Below are 17,676 nucleotides of genomic sequence, written 5' to 3' on the forward strand. Positions count from 1 at the left end.
CCGTGCCGCCGACCACCGCACCCTCCGAACCGGCCCGGACGGGCGCTCCGTCCGGATCGGACGCACCCGGTTCAGACCCGTCCGGATCAGAGGCGCCCGGATCAGACCCGTCCGGGCCCGACCCGTCAGGGCCGGCCCTGGCCGTGCGCACCTGGCACACCCACGCCCGGGCCGCCGTCTGCACGCTGGCGGGCGACCTGGACATCGAGACCATGGAGCCCGCCCGCAGCGCCCTGGACGACCTGGTGGGGCAGCACCCGCCGCTGCTCGTCGTCGACCTCGCGGGCGTCGACTTCTGTGACTCCTCCGGCCTGAACCTTCTGCTCCAGACCAGGATGGCGGCCGTCGCGGCGGAGGTGGCCTTCCGCCTCGCGGCGCCCTCCGTCACGGTCCAGCGCCTGCTGGAACTGACCTGCGCCGACACCGTGTTCTCGCTCCACCCGACCCTGGACGCCGCCCTCGCCGCGCACCCGTGAGCGCCGCGACCGGTCGAGGGCACGCATACTTCGGCAGTGGCCGGGAAACCGAGCAGACGAAGCGGAACACAGCGCCGAAATCGAAGGGGACCCCGCACATGACGACCAGCCGGGCAACCCTCGACGGCGACCGCCCGGGCACCGGCCCCACACTGCCGCCCGGGGGCCAGCGCCGGCGCCTGTACCTGGCGGGGCTGCCGAAGCCGGTCGCCCGCGCCCGCGCCTACGCCGCGCAGGCGGTCGCCGACTGGTCGTGGCCGACCAGTGCCTCCGGCGCCGAGGAGGACATCGTGCTCCTGGTCGCCGAACTGGTCGCCAACGCCATGCTGCACGCCGGGGGCCCCGTCGACCTGGTCCTCGACGCCTCCGAGGCACGCCTACGAATCGAGGTCAGCGACCGCTCGACCGTCCTGCCCGAGCCGCGCAACCCCCACCGCCCGGGCCTGCCGGGCGGCCACGGGCTCTTCATCGTCCAGAAGGCCGCGACCCGCTGGGGAGCCCTGCCGCACGCCGAGGGCAAGACGGTCTGGGCCGAGATCGACACCCGGCCCCCGCACCCCGGCGGCTGACCGCGGATCCCGGTCGCCGGCCGCGGCCGCGAGGAGCGCGCGCTGACGGCCGTGCCCGGGCGCTCGGGGTGGACCGTGGCCGGAGTCGGCGGTGAATTGCCCTGCCGTCGCGTCAGGTTCCCGGTACCATCTGCGCGTTCGATCACAGTGGCGCGGGCAGGGCATGGGGGGACGGGGCCGTGGCAGGAACCATCACGTTGTGGGTGTTCGGACTGCTCTGCTTCGTCGTGGCCTTCGCGAAGGAGGCCGCGAGCGGGGCGGGGATCAGCCTGCCCGGTCCGAAGAGCGGGGGAGCCCGGGTCGGGGTGATCGCGGTCGGGGTGCTGGCGCTCATCCTGGGGACGGCGATCCGGCCGAAGGACGGCACACCCGCGGACCCGACCCCGGCGGCGGGCACCGCGGTGGCGACCCAGGGCACGGCGGCGCCCGCACCGGCCACCGCCACCACCGGCACCGCCGCGCCGGCTCCGCCCGCGCCCTCGCCGACCGGGCTCGCCGTGGCCTGGAGCGGCCAGGCCGGGATCTCGATGGAGGGTGGCATCGACTTCGACCTGACCCCGCCGGGGCGTCACCCCGGGTTCCCGCAGGGCATCTACGCGACCGGGTTCACCGCGACCACGGCCGTGCTGCGGGAGGAGATCCAGAGCGACCACGACAGCTTCGGCCTCTGGACGGGCCAGGCGCCGCCCTCCGCTGCCGCCTGCGCCGACTGGGCCGCCAGCCACTCGGGTGACTCGGTGCACGTGAACGTCGGGTCGATGGTCTGCCTGAAGAGCCCGGGCGGCCGTACCGCGCTGATCAAGATCGACTCCATCGCGCCGGCGGACTACCAGCTGGAAGCCACGGTCACGGTCTGGTCGGCCTGACCCCGCCGAGGAGGGCGGCCGAGGCCCGCGAAGGGGTGGAGTCGGGTCAGGACTGGTACGGAAGGCCCAATGTGGGGCGGGTGCGCGGTGCGCTTTCCGGGCGACATCGGTGAGTTGATCTAGATTGCCCGACCATGAGTGAAAATGTCGGAATCAGTCGTCGGTCGATGCTCAAGGCGATCCCCACCGCCGTCCTCGTGGCGGCGTCCGACGGGATCCTCTCCCGGCGGCGCGCCGCCGCGGCGCCCGTACCCTTCCCGCAGCCGGCCCTCCGGACCCGGCGGCCGGTGCCCGGCACGCCGGGGGCTGTGCTGGAGCAGACGCTCGACGTACGGTTCACGGACACCGTCGTCCCGGGGTACGGGACGGCAACCACCCGCACCTACAACGGCACGATCCCCGGGCCGACCCTGCGGCTGCGCGGCGGGGACACCCTGCGGCTCACCCAGGTCAACGGGCTGCCGCCGAACGAGCCCCACAGCGGCGGCCACAACCGGCCGCACAACCTCAACAGCTTCAACGTGCACACCCACGGCCTGCACGTCTCCCCGTCCGGGGACGCCGACAACGTGCACCGAGAGTTCGCGCCGCGCACCGCCGAGCAGGTCGACGCCGGAGACCCGGAGCCGACGTACGTCACGACCGTCGAGATCCCGGCCGACCACCCGGCCGGCACCCACTGGTACCACCCCCACCTGCACGGGGCCACGGCCGTGCAGGTCGCCGGGGGCATGGCCGGGGTCCTCATCGTCGAGGGCGACGTCGACGAGGTGCCGGAGATCGCGGCGGCGGCCGACATCGTCGTCTGCGTCAACGAACTCAGGCTCAAGGACGGCAAGGTCCCCGAGTTCACCTCCGGGAACGCGCTGGCCGCCGTCCCCGCGACGCTGACCGTCAACGGCGAGGTCAACCCCACCCTCACGCTGCGCCCGGGCGAGGTGCAGCGCTGGCGGCTGGTCTGCGCGACGGCGTTCACCGCGCTGTCGCTCCAGCTCACCGACGGTCAGCAGAACCTCACCCTCCACCAGATCGCCCAGGACGGCGTGACCTTCCCGGCCACGGTCGCCACCGACAGCCTGCGCCTGGCCATGGGCAACCGGGCCGACGTGCTGGTCCGCGGCGGCGACCCCGGCAGTTACCAACTGCGGGCCGACGGGGTGTCCGAGCCGCTGATGACGGTCGACGTGACGGGACCGGCCGTCGAACCGCCGATGGGGCTGCCGACCACCCTGCCGGCCGGCAAACCGTTCCTCGACGAGGGCGACATCGTCAACCCCGACGCGGACCGCGAGGTGGTCTTCCACATCGACTCCGGCGTCTTCGGCGGGACCTTCCCCAACGCCTACCGCGTCCTGGGGAGCAATCCGACCCCCGCGGCCGATCCCGACGGCGACTCCACCCAGGACCCGGCCTACGGCCTGTTCGACCCCGGCTACGTCAACCACACCCTGAAACTGGACACCGTCGAGCGGTGGACCGTGCGCACCGATGAGACCCGCCAGGCCTCCAGCCACCCCTTCCACCTGCACACCAACCACGTGATGGTCACCCACCGCAACGGCGAGCGGCTCGACCCGCCGGTCTGGCAGGACACCGTCGACCTGGCCGGCGGCAGGCCCGGGGACACCGTCACCTTCCTGGTCCGGTACGAGGACTTCACCGGCAGCACCGTCGCCCACTGCCACCAGCTCCAGCACGAGGACCTCGGGATGATGCAGACCGTCGACTACGTCGAGCCCGGGCGGCCGGGCCGGCACCCGTCGCGCCCGTCCTGAGGGAGGACCGGGGCGGGCGGCGGGCCGGCCGGGGTCGGGACGGTGGCCTTGCGGGCGTGCGGGACGGCGGCGCTCAAGGGGAGCGGGGTGGGGTCCGGGAGGCGCAGCCCGGCCTCGGCGAACAGCGGGAGCAGGGTGGCGGTGTCGTGCTCCCTGACGAAGTCGGCCGTCGCGCGCAGGCGGGCCGAGTCGGCGGTCATGGCGAGGGGTCCTTCGTCCGGTGGACGGGACGGTCAGATGCCGACGTAGTTCTCGGCGAACCAGTCCTGGTGGGTGCGCGAGGTGCGCAGGGATTCGACGCGGGAGCGCCGCATGCCCTCGTGGAAGAACGATTCCCCGCCCGCTCCGGCCGGGGCGTGCAGGAGCTGGATCATCCAGTGGGCGAACTCCTGCGCCCGCCATATGTGGTCGAGGCAGCGCCGCGAGTACCGGTCGAGCGCCCGGGAGTCACCGCGGGTGAGCTCGTCGATCAGGGCCTCGGCGAGCAGTTCGGCCTCCAGTACGGCGAGGTTGGCGCCCTTCGCGGCGGCGGGGGCGGGCAGGCTGGCGGCGTCCCCGGCCAGCAGCAGCGCGCCGTGCCGCAGCGGTTCGATCACGTCGGACTCCAGGTTGACGACGGAGCGCTGGAGGATCCGGCCGTGGTGCAGCGGTCCGTGGTCGGCGGTGAACATCCGCAGGTCGAGCGCCGCCCAGATCCGCTCCTCGGACCAGGCGTCGCCGGGGGTGCCGCGCTCGTACTGGAGGTAGTAGCGGGTGACGTCGGCGGTGCGGGCCATGTGGCCGGCGAAGCCGTCGGGGTGCATCGCGTAGCCGACGGCGTCCAGGCTCGGGGGCGCCTCGGCGAGCAGGCCGAGCCAGGTGACGCCGTGGTCGCGGTGGTACCGGCGGGTGCCGGCGGGCAGGGAGCGGCGGGCGGCGCCGTGGCGGCCGTCGCAGCCGGCCACGTACCGGGCCCGCCACCGGCGGGGGCGGCCGTCGGCCTCGCGGACGGCGACGGCGGGGCGGTAGCCGGCGGCCTCCCCCACGGACTGGGCCTCGGTCCCGAAGCTGATCCGGCCGCCCGCGTCGAGGTAGTGGGTCAACAGGTCGGTGACCAGGTCCTGTTGGGGGTAGACGGTGTGCTGCTCGCGGCGGCCGAGGGCGCCGTAGTCGAGTCGGAAGCTGCCGTTCTCGGCGCGGAACTCGCAGGTGCCGTGCGGGTGGCCGCGCCGGTGCAGGCCGTCGGACAGGCCGTGGCGGTCCAGCACGCGAACGGTGTTGGCGGCGAGGAAACCGGCCCGGGCCCTGGTCTGGACGTGGGCGCGGTCGGCGCGTTCGAGGACGACGCAGTCGATCCCGGCGGCGTGGAGGATGTTGCCGAGGGTGAGTCCGGCCGGTCCGGCGCCGAGGATGACGACGTCGGCGGATTCATCGGCTGTTCGGTTCGTCTGACGTTCGGTCACAGTAAGGGGAGCTTAGTCACTGCTGGATGCAGGGAAGGGACGGAACGGCTCGCAGCGGTGAAATGCACCACGCATGACGAGATGGAGGCGCAGACCGACCGGGCCTTCCTGCGCAGCAGCGCACACACGGTGGTGCTCGCCGACCGGACCAAGGTCGGCCGGGTCACCTTCGCCACCATCTGTCCGCTCGCCGACGTCCACGACCTGGTGACGGACTCCGGACTCCGGACTCCCGGACGCCCAGGAGCACGCGATCGCGGAGTGCGGCGTCCGGGTGCGACGGGCCTGACGGCCCGCGGCCGAAGCCCAGGGGCCGTCCCGGGACGGCGGGGGGACAGGGGAGGGACGGCGAAGCGTGGTGGACCGGACCGCCGCGCTCCTACCGTGGCAGTCGTCCGGTCCGACCCCCCTTGCACCCCTGCCCCCGCGCCGTCAGCAGGCCCGGCGGCAGGGGCCTTTCCGTCTCCCCTGACCCGCGAAGGACCAGGTAGTCCCGTATGAACCACGTTGACCCCGCCGGCCCCGTCGGCCCCGGCCGCCGCTCCTTCCTGGCCGGCGCCCTCGCCGTCGGCACCGGTGCCCTGCTCGGCACCGCCCTGACCGCCGGGGCGGCCCGCGCCGCCACCGGACCGGTGATCGCCGACACCGGCGCCTGGGGCGCCCGGCCGGCGAGCAGTCCGCTCACCTTCCTGGCGGGCGCGCCGGACAAGGTGATCGTGCACCACACCGCGACGCCCAACGTGACGGACTACTCGCAGGCTGCGGCGTTCTCGCTGGCCCGCTCGATGCAGACCTACCAGATGGACTCCGAGCGCTGGATCGACACCGGACAGCACTTCACCGTCAGCCGGGGCGCGTACGTCATGGAGGGCCGGCACAGCAGCCTGGCCACCCTGCGCGATGGCACCCAGCACGTCGAGTCGGCCCACTGCACCGGGCAGAACACGGTGGCGATCGGCATCGAGAACGAGGGCACGTACACCACCGTCGACCCGCGCAGCCAGCAGTACGCGGCGCTGATCGACCTGATCACCTACATCTGCCAGCAGTACGGGCTGCGCGCCTACCAGGTCTACGGCCACCGGGACTTCAACAACACCGAGTGCCCGGGCGACCGCCTCTACGCGCTGATCCCGCAGATCCGCCGCGACGTCGCGGCGCGGATCGGCGGGGACCCGACCGGCCCGGTCTGGCCGGTGCTCAGCGGCGGCGCCTCGGGCGAGAACGTGAAGACCCTGCAGTACCTGCTGGTGCAGCGCGGCCAGACGCTGACCGTGGACGGGGCGTACGGGCCCGCCACCCAGGCCGCCGTGACGGCCTTCCAGAACACCACCCACGCCTCGGCCGACGGCGTGGCCGGCAACCAGACCTGGTCGCAGGCCGTGGCGCCGCTGGCGCGGGGCGCCTCGGGCAGCGCGGTGCAGGGCGTGCAGAGCCAGCTGGTCGCCCACGGCATCCAGGTGAGCGTGGACGGCGCGTTCGGACCCGGCACCCAGGCGGGGGTGACGTCCTTCCAGTCCTCGGCGGGGCTGCCGGCCGACGGCGTGGTGGACGCCCGGACCTGGAGCCGGCTGCTCGCCTGACCCCTGTGCACCGGTGGCCGGCCCGTCCGTGGTGAACGGGCCGGCCACCGGCCGTCCCCGGCCCCGTCGCCAGCGTCCCGACGCCGTCCCACGGCCGTCCCACGGTGTCCCCGGACCGCACCGGGACGTCCCCGCTGCCGCCGTTCCGTGGCGGGACGGTCGGGTGGCCCCCGAGAGTGGGCGGCACCGCCTGATCACCCGACAGGCACCGGAGGAATGGGATGACCGTGAAGACAACCTCGGCCCTGCGCGGGCTGGCCGTGGCCGTGCTCGCCTTCGTCGCGCTGGCCCTGCTGCCGGCCCAGGCCCAGGCGCTGGACAGCACCACCTGGGTCCAGCGCAACCTGGTGGGCATCGGCTACCTGGCGAGCAGCGGCGTTGACGGCGACTACGGCCCGCAGACCACTGCCGCCGTCCGCAGCTTCCAGCACGACAACGGCCTCGACGAGGACGGCGTGTACGGCGCCCGCACCGAGCTGGCCCTGCACAACAAGGTCGCCGAGGTCCAGCGCGCCGCCGGCGCGGGCGCGGACGGCGCCTACGGCTCCGGCACGACCGGTTCCGTCACCGACTGGCAGCGCGCGCACAACCTGGGCGCCGACGGCATCGCCGGCCCGGCCACCATGAACGCCATGGGCATCGCCCGCACCGTGCAGATCACCGCCCAGTGGAAGTTCCCCAGCCACGGCTGGAGCGTGAGCGGCCAGTTCGGCTGCCTGGACCAGATCTACATCCACGAGAGCGGCTGGAAGGTCTACGCCACCAACCCGTCCTCCGGCGCCTACGGCATCCCGCAGTCGCTGCCCGGCGACAAGATGGCCACCGCCGGTTCCGACTGGCAGACCAACCCGGCCACCCAGATCCAGTGGGGCCTGGACTACATCAAGGGCCGCTACGGCGACCCGTGCTCGGCCTGGAGCTTCTGGCAGGCCCACAACTGGTACTGACAGGCCCCTCCGGTCCCGGCTCGTTCACCCCTGATCGTCCCCGCTCGACGTCTTCCCGTGCCGACTCCTCGAAGGAGCACGTAGTGAACAGCTCTTCCCTCGACCGCCGCTCACTCCTGCGCTACGGCACCGGCGCCGTGGCCGCGGCCGGGCTCGCCGCGGTCGCCGACATCGGGTTCGCCCGTCCCGCGGCCGCGTACGGCTGGTCGGGCAACCTCAGCCAGGGGTCCTCAGGTTCGGCCGTGTCCGAGCTCCAGATCCGGGTCGCGGGCTGGGCGGCGGACTCCGCCTCGCAGTCCTACGTGGCCGTGGACGGCTCCTTCGGGCCGGGCACCGCCGCCGCGGTGCGCCGCTTCCAGGCCGCGTACGGGCTGAGCGCGGACGGCGTCGCCGGCCCGCAGACCTTCGGCGTGCTCAACTCGCTGGAGAAGTCGGACGGTTCCACCGCCCATTTCAACTGGTCGGAGTTCACCAGCCACGACGGCTCGGGCTTCGGCGGCGGCAACGTCGGCTCCGGCGAGGTGCAGGAGAACGTCCGCCGCACCATGTACAAGCTGGAGGCGCTGCGGAAGAAGGCGGGCGACCGCGCGATCACCATCAACTCGGGCTTCCGCAGCACCGCGTACAACTCCTCGGTGGGCGGTGCGGGGAACTCCATGCACACCTACGGGGTGGCCGCCGACATCGCCGTCTCGGGGCTGTCGACGCTCTCCGTCTACCGGATCGCCGAGACCTGCGGTTTCTCCGGCCTGGAGACCTACACCGTCTCCTGGCAGCACGTGGACAGCCGGATCGAGCACTCCAACTACGGCTCGGGCTTCTGGTGGTGGCAGGACGGCGTCGCGTAACGGCGAGCGCCGTCCGCGTGCCGCGGCACCGCGCCCTCCCCACGGGGCGCGGTGCCGCGTTGCGTATGTGCCCTTCTCGCGCCCGGTCCGGTCAGACCTCGCGCCGGAACGGACGCCGGCCGGCGGCGGCCAGCACCCCGCCCGCCCCGAGCGCCAGGGAGACCAGGGCCACCCGCCGCAGCAGGGTGGCCTCCCGGCGGTGCGGGCACGCGGAGTCCGCGTCCCCGGCCGGGCTCCCGTGGGCCGGCTCGGCCACGGGCGCCGTCGCGACGGGCACCCGGGCGCCCAGCGGGACGAACGTGATCCGGCGGCTGTCCGCGAGACGCCAGAGCTCCAGCAGGCGCTCGGCGTCGCCCCCGCAGACGGACGCGATGCTCTGCACCGCGTCACGCGGGGGGAACTGCTTCCCGTTGACCCAACGCTCCCACGAGGACTTCGCGTAGTGGGTGCGTTCGCTGAGCCGGGCGTAGGTGAGCCCCGACCCGGACTTCAGCGACTGCAGCTCGCTGGTGAGCTGGTCGGCGGGCGACGGTGTTGTGATCTCGGACGTCTGGCGGCCCATGAGGTATTTCCCCGAACTTCCTCTGAGATGACCGTTGTGGTGCGCAGTACTCGGTGGTGCACCGGGCGCCCTCGTCCGCTCTGACTCGCGGAGGTCTTTACCCGAACCAGGACCGGTGTTGACCTCGGGGCTACCCGGCGTAGCCAACTCTGCGCGATCGTGCGCGAATCTTCGACCGTCTCCGAATGTTCTGAGACGAGCGGACCCGTTCCATGGCCTCTGAGCTGGGGGTTGGGACGCCGGAGTGGAGACGGTTGAGACGGAGGGCCGGATTCCGCAGGAGGCGAGGGCGGAGCGCGATTAAGCTGATCATCCTAACGAAGACCAGTCCATGTCAGCCGTCGACCCGCCCGAGGTGCACCCACACGATGAGTCAGTCCTGGAAGCCGCTTCCTGACGACCTTTCGGAGCCGGCCCGGCGCCTGGCCGAGGAACTGCGCGCGGTCAAGGACGCGCACCGGATCTCGCTCGCCGAACTCGGGAAGCGGACCTACCTCAGCAAGGCCTCCTGGGAACGCTGGCTGAACGGCAAACGCCTGATCACCCCTCAGGCGCTGGCCGGGATGATCGCCGCCCTGGACTGCGACGGGGAGCTGCTGACCTCCCTGCTGCGGCAGGCCGAGGCGGCGCGCGACGCGGCCGAGGGGCCGGTGCCGGATCCGGTGCCGGAACCGGTGCCCGCGCCCGTGCCGGTCGCCGTTCCGGCGTGGCCGACCGAAGCGCCGGTCCAGCCCTCCGGCCGACGCGGGGCGCGGGTCGAACGGTTGACGGACCTGCCCGCCGTCCTCGCCCGCGCCGCCGGGTGGCGCCGCCCGTCGGCCCTGCTCGCGGTCGCCGTCGGCCTCGCGCTCGTCGTGGTCGCGAGCCTGTACATGCACGGCCTGAACGGTGACACCAGCGCCGCGGCGGCCGGGCTCCCGACCGCGAGTGCGGCGGCCGGGCCCGCCCCGCTCTGCCAGGGCATCGGCTGTGCCGGCAAGGATCCCCAGCTCATGGGGTGCGAGGCCGACGACCACACCCTGCTGACCGGCAACGTCGGCCAGGTGATCCTCTACCTCCACTACAGCCCGCGCTGCCGCGCCGCCTGGGCGGGGATCACCGACGGCGCCCCCGGGGACACGGTCACCATCACCACCAACACCGGCTGGCAGGAGACCGCCCTGATCCACTGGGGCTACGACAACTACTCAGTCATGGTCGACGCCGGCGCGGCCGACACCACCCTGAAGGTCTGCGGCCACCAACCGGGCGGAAACGGCTGCATCCCGGTGGTCACCGACCCCGCGGCCCGGGCCGGCGCCATGCAGACCCCCGCCCCGGCGCCCATGACCTCGGTGCCCGTGACCCCGGTGCCGGAGACCCCGACGGCCGCGAGTCCGGTGCCGGAGACCCCGGTGCCCGTGACCCCGACGGCCGCGAGCCCGGTGCCCGTGACCCCGACGGCCGCGAGCCCGGTGCCGGGAGCCGCGAGTTCGTGAGGGCGGCTCGGTGGCCGGGCCGCCCTCCGACCACCGGGCTCAGACGAAGTTCTTGTCGACGAGCATCTGCAGCACGTTGACGTGGAGGTCCGGGAAGTCCATCGGGACGATGCCGAACCGGGCGCGCTGCCCGGTGCGCGCGGCGAGGTACGGGTAGACGCTCCGGTCCATCAGGGTCTGCGAGCTGGTCCTGGGCCAGTAGCCACCCGCGTACGAGCAGAAGTTGACGAACATCTTCGGGTAGGACGCGTTGGCGGAGGCCTTGTCGAACTGCTCGACGATGCGCCGGCCCTTGGTCCCGAGGGGGTCGAGGCCGCCGGTCTGCCAGAGGTCCTGGGTGTCGAAGTAGCCGTTCTCGCCGCTGGACCAGTCGATCAGGCCCCACGGACTCGCGAAGTCGGCGATCAGGACGACCTTCCCGCGGGCGGTGGCGAGGGTCGGCCACCCGTGGAGGTGGAACAGGCCGCGGTAGCCCAGCGCGTCGAGGTAGTGGTCGACCCGGCGCAGGAACTCGGTGTCGTCGAGCGACTGGCCGCCGGCGCGCTCGTTGCGCAGCCGCATCAGGACGGTCTCGCCGGGGTGGGCCTGGAGGAAGGAGCGGCACTGGTCGAGCACGTCCTGGAGGCGGATGTGCTGATAGGCGTCGGAGTGGTAGATCCCGAGTTCGTCGGGCGCACCCTCCAGGCCGTTGCAGCGGATGTCGAGGAAGCGGACGCCCTCCTGTAACTGCTGGGGAACGCCCCAGTTCTGGGTGTGCGACCACTCGGTGCCGTACCAGGGGTTCTGGCAGCACGAGTCGTGGGTGCCCGGGACGGTGAGGTCGAGCAGCGACAGGCCGCCGTCCAGCCGGCTCATCCAGCTGTCCGTCGGCAGCCCGCCAGGGGTGGCCGAGGAGGAGGCCGTGGCCCGGGCGGCGGTGGAGGCGGCCGGTCCGAACAGGCTCCCGACGGCGGCCGCGCCGCCCGTTACGGCTCCCCACCTGAGAAGGTCACGACGTGCGATGTCCATGGCCCGGCTCCTCCACCCCGTGTGCGGCTGCGACGACTTGACCTGACACTGGTCCAACGCGGCCGCCGCGTCAACGGGTTCGGCGCGAGCCCGGCTCCCGCGCGTCCGGTCCGACCACCAGCCACCAGGCGGGCCGCGGTCCGGCCGGGCGGGAGGTCGAGCGCGGCGCTCCCATCGCCCGGAGGACGGGGCTGTCCAGCGGGCTGGCCGCGAGGCGGTCCAGCACCAGCGAGAACGCGGCGCGCGGCCCGTGGCCCCGGCGGCGGGTACCGGGGGCGAGGGAACGGGACGCGGTGACGACGGACATGCGGCTCACCTCCGGAGTGCCTGCGGACGTCCCCCAGATTGCACCGTTCCGCCCGCGTCCGGCGTCGGATTGACGGGCTGCTGACGTGCTGCTGACAGGCTCCTGACGACCGGTGGGCCTCAGACCCGGTGGGCCGCGACGTAGCGGGCCGGGTCGCGGCCGAACTCGCCGTGCCAGCGGTCGAGGCACTGCTCGGCGAAGGTGCGGCCGGTCGCGACGATCTCGTCCAGCGGGTCCAGGTAGCCGGGGACGTGCGGAGGTTCGCGCCCGGCCGCGACCCGGGCGCACAGGCCGGCCCGGGCGAGGCGGAGGAGTTCGGCGGCCAGTGGACGGACGGGGTCGCCGCCCAGCCGGGTGGCGAGGCCCTGGACGGGCAGCTCGGTGAGTGCGGCGCGGTGCTGCGCGAGGGCGTGGTGGCCGAGCAGTTCCCAGACGGCGGCGCGGGATTCGCGGTGGTAGGTGAGACCGGTCCACAGGGCCGGGACGGCGGCGATGAACGGGTAGGGCGGTCCGTCCGAGCCTCGTAGTTCCAGGGTGTTGCGGACCCGGGTGTGGGTCCAGAGCTGGTTCAGGTGGGAGGCCCAGTGGGCGGCCGTGGGGCGCGACCCGTCGTCGTAGCCGTGCCGGAGGAGGTCGGCGAAGGGGCGGTCGGACGCCGGGTGGTAGCGGCCGTCCGGGGTTCGGTAGTGGATCAGGGGGAGGCCGAGGGCCCAGTCGATCACGTCGTCCACGCCGACGTCCGGGCGCAGCGCGGGCGCGAGCACGCCGCACCGGCGCGGGTCCATCCGCAGCCAGGCCCAGCTGCGGTGGGACAGCAGGCCCTCCGGACGTCCCTGCTGGATCGGTGAGTTGACGAGCAGGGCGGCGACCACCGGCGCGGCGGCCATCTGGGCCCGCAGCTTCTCGGTGAAGTCCTCGGGCGAGAGGTAGTCCAGGGTGACCTGGGTGGAGAGCGACAGCGCCATGACGTACCGGGCCCGGTCACCCGCCGGGCCCAGCCGGGCGAAGTAGTCCCGCATGATGGCGCCCCTGGTCATGGGCACCCACTGCACGTCCGCCAGCCGGTCGAACGGGAGGTTGGCGCCGGGCACCAGGGCCAGGCCCAACCGTCTTGCCAGGTCGGCGAGTTGCTCCAGCGCGGCCCGCATGTCGTCCACCGCCTCGGCCACGCTCGGGACGGGCACCGAGGAGTATTCGAGCTGGCCGCCGTGCTCCAGGGTGATCTGGCTGCCGTCCGGGCGCAGCACGCCGGTCAGCCGTCCGGCGTCCTCCTGGCGCTCACCGCCCCAGCGGGCCAGCACCGCCTCCAGGACGGCCAGCACGCCGTGGTCCCCGAAGTAGCGGGCGGCCAGCCCGGTGGCCGGGTCGAGCAGGCCGCACTCGACCTCGATGCCGATCTGCTCGCTGCCGGCGGGCCGGAACGGGGCGCGGAGGTCGTCCCGGGTCGGCTCCCGGTCGGTCACGCGGTGCCCACCCGCGTGGCGATCCGGGGGTGGCCGGCGCGGTCGAGGACGGCGTCCACCGCGTCGAGGGCGGACCGGGCGGCGCCCTGGCACCAGGCGTGGGCGCCGGACAGGTGCTCGCCGGCGAAGAAGATCCGCGGGTCGTCGGCCGGGTGCGGCGAGCCGAGCACCGTCAGGTAGCGGGTGTGCTCGCCGGGTGTCAGGTGGGCGAAGGCACCGCCGCCCATGCCGGTCTGCACGTCCCAGTCGCAGTGCAGGATGTCGTCCACGTCGGCGGAGATGCCGGGGTGTAGCCGCTCCAGGCAGTCCAGGACCAGGGCGTCGCGGTCCGCCGGGGGCAGGGCGGCGAAGCGCCGGGCGTTCGCGCCCCACTGGTAGGCGCCGAGCAGCGCGGTCGGCTCGGCCGAGCGCAGCGGGTCGCGGGCGGCCCAGCGGTGGTCGGCGCTGCCGTTGACCCCGTCCGTGACCGGCATCGCGTTGTCCGACGGGTACCAGCACTGCTGGATCGGCAGGTCGGTGAAGCTCCCGCCGCCGTGGATGCCGTCCTCCAGCTCCCAGCGGCGGCGGGTGAGGTGGAGGACGGTCTTGCTGCTGCTGGCGTAGCTGATGCCGCGCACGGCGTGCCGCTGGGCATGGGGCAGGCCCGGGCTGACGGTGATCTGGTCGAATGCGGGCGCCGGGACGCAGCACACCACGTAGTCGGCGCGGTCCTCCAGCGGGGCGCCGAGCCGCTTGCCGCGGATCCGGACGCCGTCCGTGGTGAGCGCCAGTTCGTCGATCCGGCTGGAGAGCCGGAGGGTGTCGGGGCGCAGGGCCCGGACGAAGGCGTGGATCAGCGCGTCCAGCCCGTCCACCAGCTCGACCTGCCCTTCGTGGAACAGGCCGAAGTAGTCGACCAGGACCTCCAGCAGGGAGGACTGCTCGTAGTGGGCGAGCCCGCTGGCGTGGCCGATGAGGTCCCAGGCGTCCTGCGACAGGTGCTCGTGGACGAACTGCCAGAGGGACACCGAGGCCGCCTGCTCCAGCGCCGGGTCGTCCCAGTGGCCGGCCAGCGTGTGCTCCTGCTGCTCGACGGTGAGCGTGCGCCACACCGGGCCGAGCAGGCGGTCCAGCACCGGCGTCGGGGCCTGGCGCTCGTCCGGGCGCAGCGCGTACGCGGGGTAGAGGGAGGCCACGTCCTGGACGCGGACCCGGCGGCCGCGCAGGTGGTAGTAGGCGCGCGGGTTGGCATTGACGAAGGGGCGGGTCTCCAGGCGGAACCGGGAGACGTAGTGCAGCACGCAGTGGTGGTTGCCGGGGATGCGCATCGCGCCGAGGTCGACGTGGGTGCCGTCCCAGAAGCGGTGGGTCCGCACCCGTCCGCCGGGCCGGTTCGACCGCTCGTAGACCACGACGTCGAAGCCGCGCCGTTCGAGCTCGTACGCGCAGACCAGGCCGGCGATCCCCGCGCCGACGACGGCGACCCGCCCCCGAGCGCCCGCCACCGGGTTCAGCAGGGAACGCGGGAACGCAAAGCTCGTATCGAACATCGACACCGCACCCCTCTGGCGACCGGACTTCCGCCTCAGCCTGGTCCACGCCTGGTTCGTGTGCCACTCAGCGGCGCCGACGCGAGTGACGGGACGGACCCGGCGTGAAGGGCCAAGGTTGCTACCCGATTGCCCCGCTCCGGCGCGTGGGGCGATCGGGCCGGGCACGGCGGCGAAACCGGCTTCCACGCGCCGGGGCGGGCCTTCGCGCGGAGCCCGGAAATTGACCTGACCGGTATTCCGGCGGCGGCGCGGAAAAGCCGGTTCGGTGTACACGCCAGGGTAATTGTCAGGCGCCCGCCAGAACCGCGGGATGCGGCCGCCTCGGAGGTGGCAGGACGGGCAACACCACTGGTTGTGGCGGTGTGCGCATGGTTCCGTCAAATTCCGTTCACGTCGCGGACATTGAGTGCGGGCCGGTTCCCGGTCCGCTTCTGCCAGCAATTCCCCACCCCTTGGCAAATCTTGTTCCCAGGCTGCTGCGCCGGGCCGATCCGGCCGGGCATCATCGGCTCCCATGAGTCGACTCACCGCAATACCGCAGGGGGCTTTCGCGTGAGAGCCTTCCGCTTCCTCCCCGTCGTCGCGCTGGCCGTCGCCACCGCGGTGATCGGGTTGGCCACCGTCGTGCCGGCCTCGGCCACGAGCTCACGGGTGGACCTGAACGTCCTGGTGGTCACCGACGGGAACCCGTGGGTCGAGGGCATCCGGCAGCAGCTCTCCGCCGAGGGCGTTCCGACCACCGTCATCGACCTGACCAGTACCAGCCGTGCCACGATCGCCGCCACCTTCCTGGCCGACACCCTCGCGGACGGCACCCCGCACGGGCACTTCGAGGGCGTCGTGCTGCCCAACGACGCGCCGGCCCAGCTCTCCGCGGCCGAACTGAGCGCGCTCAGCGGGTACGAGCAGACCTACCAGGTCCGGCAGGTGGACGCCTACGTCTGGCCCGGTGCCGACACCGGCCTGTCCGCCCCGAGCTGGTCCGGTTCGTTCGACGCCACCACCGCCACCGCCACCGCCTCCGCCCGGGCGGACGCCTTCCGCTACCTGAACGGGCCGGTGACCTTCGAGGGCACCGCCGGCGGCAACGGCTCGTACGGCTACCTGCCGACCCCGCTGCCCGACAACCCGGCCACCGGCTCGCACTTCGAGCCGTTCCTGACCGAGACGATCCCCGGCACCGAGACCCAGGGCACCCTCGCCGGGGTCTACAGCTCCGGCGGGCGCCAGCAGCTGGTGCTGACCTTCGCCTACAACTACTACCAGCAGCAGTTCCGGCTGCTGGCGCACGGCATCGTGGACTGGGTGACCAAGGGCGTCCACCTCGGCTACTGGCGCAACTACTTCTCCGCCCACATCGACGACCTCTTCAACGCCAACTCCCGGTGGAGCCAGGTCGGCAACTGCACCCCCGGCGAGGGCGACTGCGTCGGCACCGTCCCGGCGACCACGCCGATCCGGATGACGCCCACGGACGTCAGCGCCACCGTCGCCTGGGAGCAGCAGAACGGCTACACCCTGGACTTCCTGTTCAACGGCGGCCCCAGCCTGGACTACGCGGCGGCCAACGGAGGCACCGACCCGCTGACCACCGCGCTGCTGGCGAACAAGAACAGCTTCATGTGGCTCAACCACACCTACCAGCACCCGTTCCTGGGCTGCGTGCAGAACTTCACCGTGATCCCGTGGAAGTGCCAGACCGACTCCACCGGTGCCATCCAGTACGTCGACCAGGCCACCGTCAACAGCCAGATCCAGCAGAACATCCAGTTCGGCCAGGCCAACGGACTGCCGTTCCGCCCGGGCGAGCTGATCGCCGGTGAGCACTCCGGCACCGTGATGCTGCCGCAGCAACCCGCTGACAACCCCGGTTTCCTCGCCGCGCTCAGCCAGAACAACATCCAGTGGCTCGGCGTGGACGCCTCCCGGGAGACCGGCCAGCGGCAGATCGCCTCGGCGCTCGGCGTGCCGCGCCACCCGATCAACGTCTTCTACAACGTCTCCACCCAGTCCGACGAGGTCAGCGAGTACAACTGGCTCTACACCTCGAAGGCCAACGGCGGAAGCGGCAACTGCGAGGCCAACCCGACCACCACGACCTGCATCTCGCCGCTCGACCTCACCACCGGCTGGGCGAGCTACGTCCTGCCGATGCAGGTGAAGATCACCCTCGGGTACGTGCTCAGCGACGACCCGCGCCCGTTCTTCATGCACCAGTCGAACCTGACCGACGACCGGCTCGCCCTCCAGACCCTGACCAACATCCTCTCCACGTACCGCGGTTGGTACACCGCCGACACCCCGGTGGTCAACCAGACCCTCACCGACGCGGGCACCACCCTCCAGGAGCAGACCGCCTGGCAGCAGAGCCTGACCGCCGGCAGCGTCAGCGGCTACGTCCAGGGCGGCGTGGTCACCGTCCAGGGCCCGGCCGGCACCACCGTCCCGGTCACCGTGCCCTCCGGCACCACCGTGACCGGCGGCGCCGCCTTCGGCAGCGTCTACGGCGGCGAGCAGTCCGCGTTCACCACCCTCGGCACGACGCCGACAAGCCTCACCGTGGCCAGCGCCCTGTTCGGCACCGCGCCCAGCGCCGGTGCGACCCCGAGCACCGGGATCGCCCTCGCCTCCTACTCGATCGGCTCGCCGCACGACGTGCGCCGCAACGGCAACGCCGTGACCGTCACCGACCCCTTCGGCACCCACGTGCTGCCCAGGCTCGCCGGCAAGCCCGACGAGGAACTGCACGTCGGCAGCACCCACCACCACCCCTACCAGACCCCGGTGGCGCAGACGAAGAAATAGCGAACACCGAGTACC

At 72.9% G+C, this 17,676-nt stretch carries 17 protein-coding genes; 10 read left to right on the forward strand and 7 right to left on the reverse strand.

Translation table 11 applies throughout. The annotated features are described in order from the left end of the window. The first annotated feature begins 143 nt into the window (after positions 1 to 143). From ACH4J0_RS25850 to ACH4J0_RS25865, 4 genes are all read left to right on the forward strand, one after another. The gene (locus tag ACH4J0_RS25850) at positions 144 to 476 is read left to right on the forward strand and encodes an STAS domain-containing protein (RefSeq protein WP_396242956.1); all 333 of its coding nucleotides are present in this window, start codon (positions 144 to 146) and stop codon (positions 474 to 476) included. 98 nt (positions 477 to 574) lie between these two features. Next, positions 575 to 1,045: an ATP-binding protein gene (locus ACH4J0_RS25855; RefSeq protein ID WP_396242957.1), complete on the forward strand. Its 471-nt coding sequence runs from the start codon at positions 575 to 577 to the stop codon at positions 1,043 to 1,045. A 179-nt stretch (positions 1,046 to 1,224) separates the two neighbouring features. Continuing rightward, complete coding sequence (locus ACH4J0_RS25860; protein ID WP_396242958.1) at positions 1,225 to 1,911, forward strand: hypothetical protein; 687 nt, start codon at positions 1,225 to 1,227, stop codon at positions 1,909 to 1,911. A 134-nt stretch (positions 1,912 to 2,045) separates the two neighbouring features. Continuing rightward, entirely contained in the window at positions 2,046 to 3,686 is a 1,641-nt protein-coding gene (locus tag ACH4J0_RS25865) for a multicopper oxidase family protein (RefSeq protein ID WP_396242959.1), read from the forward strand. Here the strand turns inward: ACH4J0_RS25865 and ACH4J0_RS25870 are convergent. Both ACH4J0_RS25870 and ACH4J0_RS25875 read right to left on the reverse strand, forming a co-directional pair. Continuing rightward, complete coding sequence (locus ACH4J0_RS25870) at positions 3,638 to 3,886, reverse strand: hypothetical protein (RefSeq protein ID WP_396242960.1); 249 nt, start codon at positions 3,884 to 3,886, stop codon at positions 3,638 to 3,640. The genes ACH4J0_RS25865 and ACH4J0_RS25870 overlap by 49 nt on opposite strands. A gap of 33 nt (positions 3,887 to 3,919) precedes the next feature. Continuing rightward, positions 3,920 to 5,128: a 4-hydroxybenzoate 3-monooxygenase gene (locus ACH4J0_RS25875; RefSeq protein ID WP_396242961.1), complete on the reverse strand. Its 1,209-nt coding sequence runs from the start codon at positions 5,126 to 5,128 to the stop codon at positions 3,920 to 3,922. Positions 5,129 to 5,185: 57 nt separating this feature from the next. Between ACH4J0_RS25875 and ACH4J0_RS25880 the strand changes: the two genes are divergently transcribed. The 4 genes from ACH4J0_RS25880 to ACH4J0_RS25895 all read left to right on the forward strand — a co-directional run bounded on the left by ACH4J0_RS25880 (position 5,186) and on the right by ACH4J0_RS25895 (position 8,506). Beyond that, positions 5,186 to 5,629, forward strand: a complete 444-nt coding sequence (locus ACH4J0_RS25880; protein ID WP_396242962.1) for a hypothetical protein — start codon at positions 5,186 to 5,188, stop codon at positions 5,627 to 5,629. After that, positions 5,626 to 6,711 carry an N-acetylmuramoyl-L-alanine amidase gene (locus tag ACH4J0_RS25885; RefSeq protein ID WP_396242963.1) on the forward strand — a complete coding sequence of 362 codons (1,086 nt, stop codon included), beginning with the start codon at positions 5,626 to 5,628 and terminating at the stop codon, positions 6,709 to 6,711. The genes ACH4J0_RS25880 and ACH4J0_RS25885 overlap by 4 nt, the downstream gene beginning before the upstream one ends. Positions 6,712 to 6,932: 221 nt before the next feature. After that, on the forward strand, positions 6,933 to 7,658 hold the full coding sequence (locus ACH4J0_RS25890) for a peptidoglycan-binding protein (RefSeq protein WP_396242964.1): 726 nt from the start codon (positions 6,933 to 6,935) through the stop codon (positions 7,656 to 7,658). Between the two features lie 83 nt (positions 7,659 to 7,741). Then, complete coding sequence (locus ACH4J0_RS25895) at positions 7,742 to 8,506, forward strand: D-Ala-D-Ala carboxypeptidase family metallohydrolase (RefSeq protein WP_396242965.1); 765 nt, start codon at positions 7,742 to 7,744, stop codon at positions 8,504 to 8,506. 91 nt (positions 8,507 to 8,597) lie between these two features. Here the strand turns inward: ACH4J0_RS25895 and ACH4J0_RS25900 are convergent, their stop codons facing one another. Further along, positions 8,598 to 9,068: a helix-turn-helix domain-containing protein gene (locus ACH4J0_RS25900; RefSeq protein WP_396242966.1), complete on the reverse strand. Its 471-nt coding sequence runs from the start codon at positions 9,066 to 9,068 to the stop codon at positions 8,598 to 8,600. 368 nt (positions 9,069 to 9,436) lie between these two features. Between ACH4J0_RS25900 and ACH4J0_RS25905 the strand changes: the two genes are divergently transcribed. Continuing rightward, on the forward strand, positions 9,437 to 10,546 hold the full coding sequence (locus ACH4J0_RS25905) for a DUF2690 domain-containing protein (protein ID WP_396242967.1): 1,110 nt from the start codon (positions 9,437 to 9,439) through the stop codon (positions 10,544 to 10,546). A gap of 39 nt (positions 10,547 to 10,585) precedes the next feature. Here the strand turns inward: ACH4J0_RS25905 and ACH4J0_RS25910 are convergent, their stop codons facing one another. The 4 genes from ACH4J0_RS25910 to ACH4J0_RS25925 all read right to left on the reverse strand — a co-directional run bounded on the left by ACH4J0_RS25910 (position 10,586) and on the right by ACH4J0_RS25925 (position 14,853). After that, positions 10,586 to 11,554 (reverse strand): phosphatidylinositol-specific phospholipase C domain-containing protein, encoded by a 969-nt coding sequence (locus tag ACH4J0_RS25910; protein ID WP_396242968.1) that lies wholly within the window; start codon positions 11,552 to 11,554, stop codon positions 10,586 to 10,588. Between the two features lie 70 nt (positions 11,555 to 11,624). Next, complete coding sequence (locus ACH4J0_RS25915) at positions 11,625 to 11,861, reverse strand: hypothetical protein (RefSeq protein WP_396242969.1); 237 nt, start codon at positions 11,859 to 11,861, stop codon at positions 11,625 to 11,627. Between the two features lie 119 nt (positions 11,862 to 11,980). Then, positions 11,981 to 13,324, reverse strand: coding sequence for a glutamate-cysteine ligase family protein (locus ACH4J0_RS25920; protein WP_396242970.1), 1,344 nt, complete (start codon positions 13,322 to 13,324; stop codon positions 11,981 to 11,983). Continuing rightward, the gene (locus ACH4J0_RS25925; RefSeq protein WP_396242971.1) at positions 13,321 to 14,853 is read right to left on the reverse strand and encodes a flavin monoamine oxidase family protein; all 1,533 of its coding nucleotides are present in this window, start codon (positions 14,851 to 14,853) and stop codon (positions 13,321 to 13,323) included. The genes ACH4J0_RS25920 and ACH4J0_RS25925 overlap by 4 nt, the downstream gene beginning before the upstream one ends. A 555-nt stretch (positions 14,854 to 15,408) precedes the next feature. On the opposite strand from ACH4J0_RS25925, the gene ACH4J0_RS25930 reads away from it, so the two are divergent. Beyond that, positions 15,409 to 17,661, forward strand: coding sequence for a hypothetical protein (locus ACH4J0_RS25930; protein WP_396242972.1), 2,253 nt, complete (start codon positions 15,409 to 15,411; stop codon positions 17,659 to 17,661). Positions 17,662 to 17,676: the final 15 nt, after the last annotated feature.

It is taken from the genome of Kitasatospora sp. NPDC017646, from assembly GCF_044329365.1.
In the GTDB taxonomy this organism is placed as follows: Bacteria; Actinomycetota; Actinomycetes; order Streptomycetales; family Streptomycetaceae; genus Kitasatospora.

Excerpts from the sequence above, each read along its gene's own strand:
- ACH4J0_RS25855 (WP_396242957.1), top strand. The coding sequence starts at position 575 with ATGACGACCAGCCGGGCAACCCTCGACGGCGACCGCCCGGGCACCGGC.
- ACH4J0_RS25865 (WP_396242959.1), top strand. The coding sequence starts at position 2,046 with ATGAGTGAAAATGTCGGAATCAGTCGTCGGTCGATGCTCAAGGCGATC.
- ACH4J0_RS25870 (WP_396242960.1), bottom strand. The coding sequence starts at position 3,886 with ATGACCGCCGACTCGGCCCGCCTGCGCGCGACGGCCGACTTCGTCAGG.
- ACH4J0_RS25885 (WP_396242963.1), top strand. The coding sequence starts at position 5,626 with ATGAACCACGTTGACCCCGCCGGCCCCGTCGGCCCCGGCCGCCGCTCC.
- ACH4J0_RS25890 (WP_396242964.1), top strand. The coding sequence starts at position 6,933 with ATGACCGTGAAGACAACCTCGGCCCTGCGCGGGCTGGCCGTGGCCGTG.
- ACH4J0_RS25900 (WP_396242966.1), bottom strand. The coding sequence starts at position 9,068 with ATGGGCCGCCAGACGTCCGAGATCACAACACCGTCGCCCGCCGACCAG.
- ACH4J0_RS25905 (WP_396242967.1), top strand. The coding sequence starts at position 9,437 with ATGAGTCAGTCCTGGAAGCCGCTTCCTGACGACCTTTCGGAGCCGGCC.
- ACH4J0_RS25910 (WP_396242968.1), bottom strand. The coding sequence starts at position 11,554 with ATGGACATCGCACGTCGTGACCTTCTCAGGTGGGGAGCCGTAACGGGC.
- ACH4J0_RS25915 (WP_396242969.1), bottom strand. The coding sequence starts at position 11,861 with ATGTCCGTCGTCACCGCGTCCCGTTCCCTCGCCCCCGGTACCCGCCGC.
- ACH4J0_RS25925 (WP_396242971.1), bottom strand. The coding sequence starts at position 14,853 with ATGTTCGATACGAGCTTTGCGTTCCCGCGTTCCCTGCTGAACCCGGTG.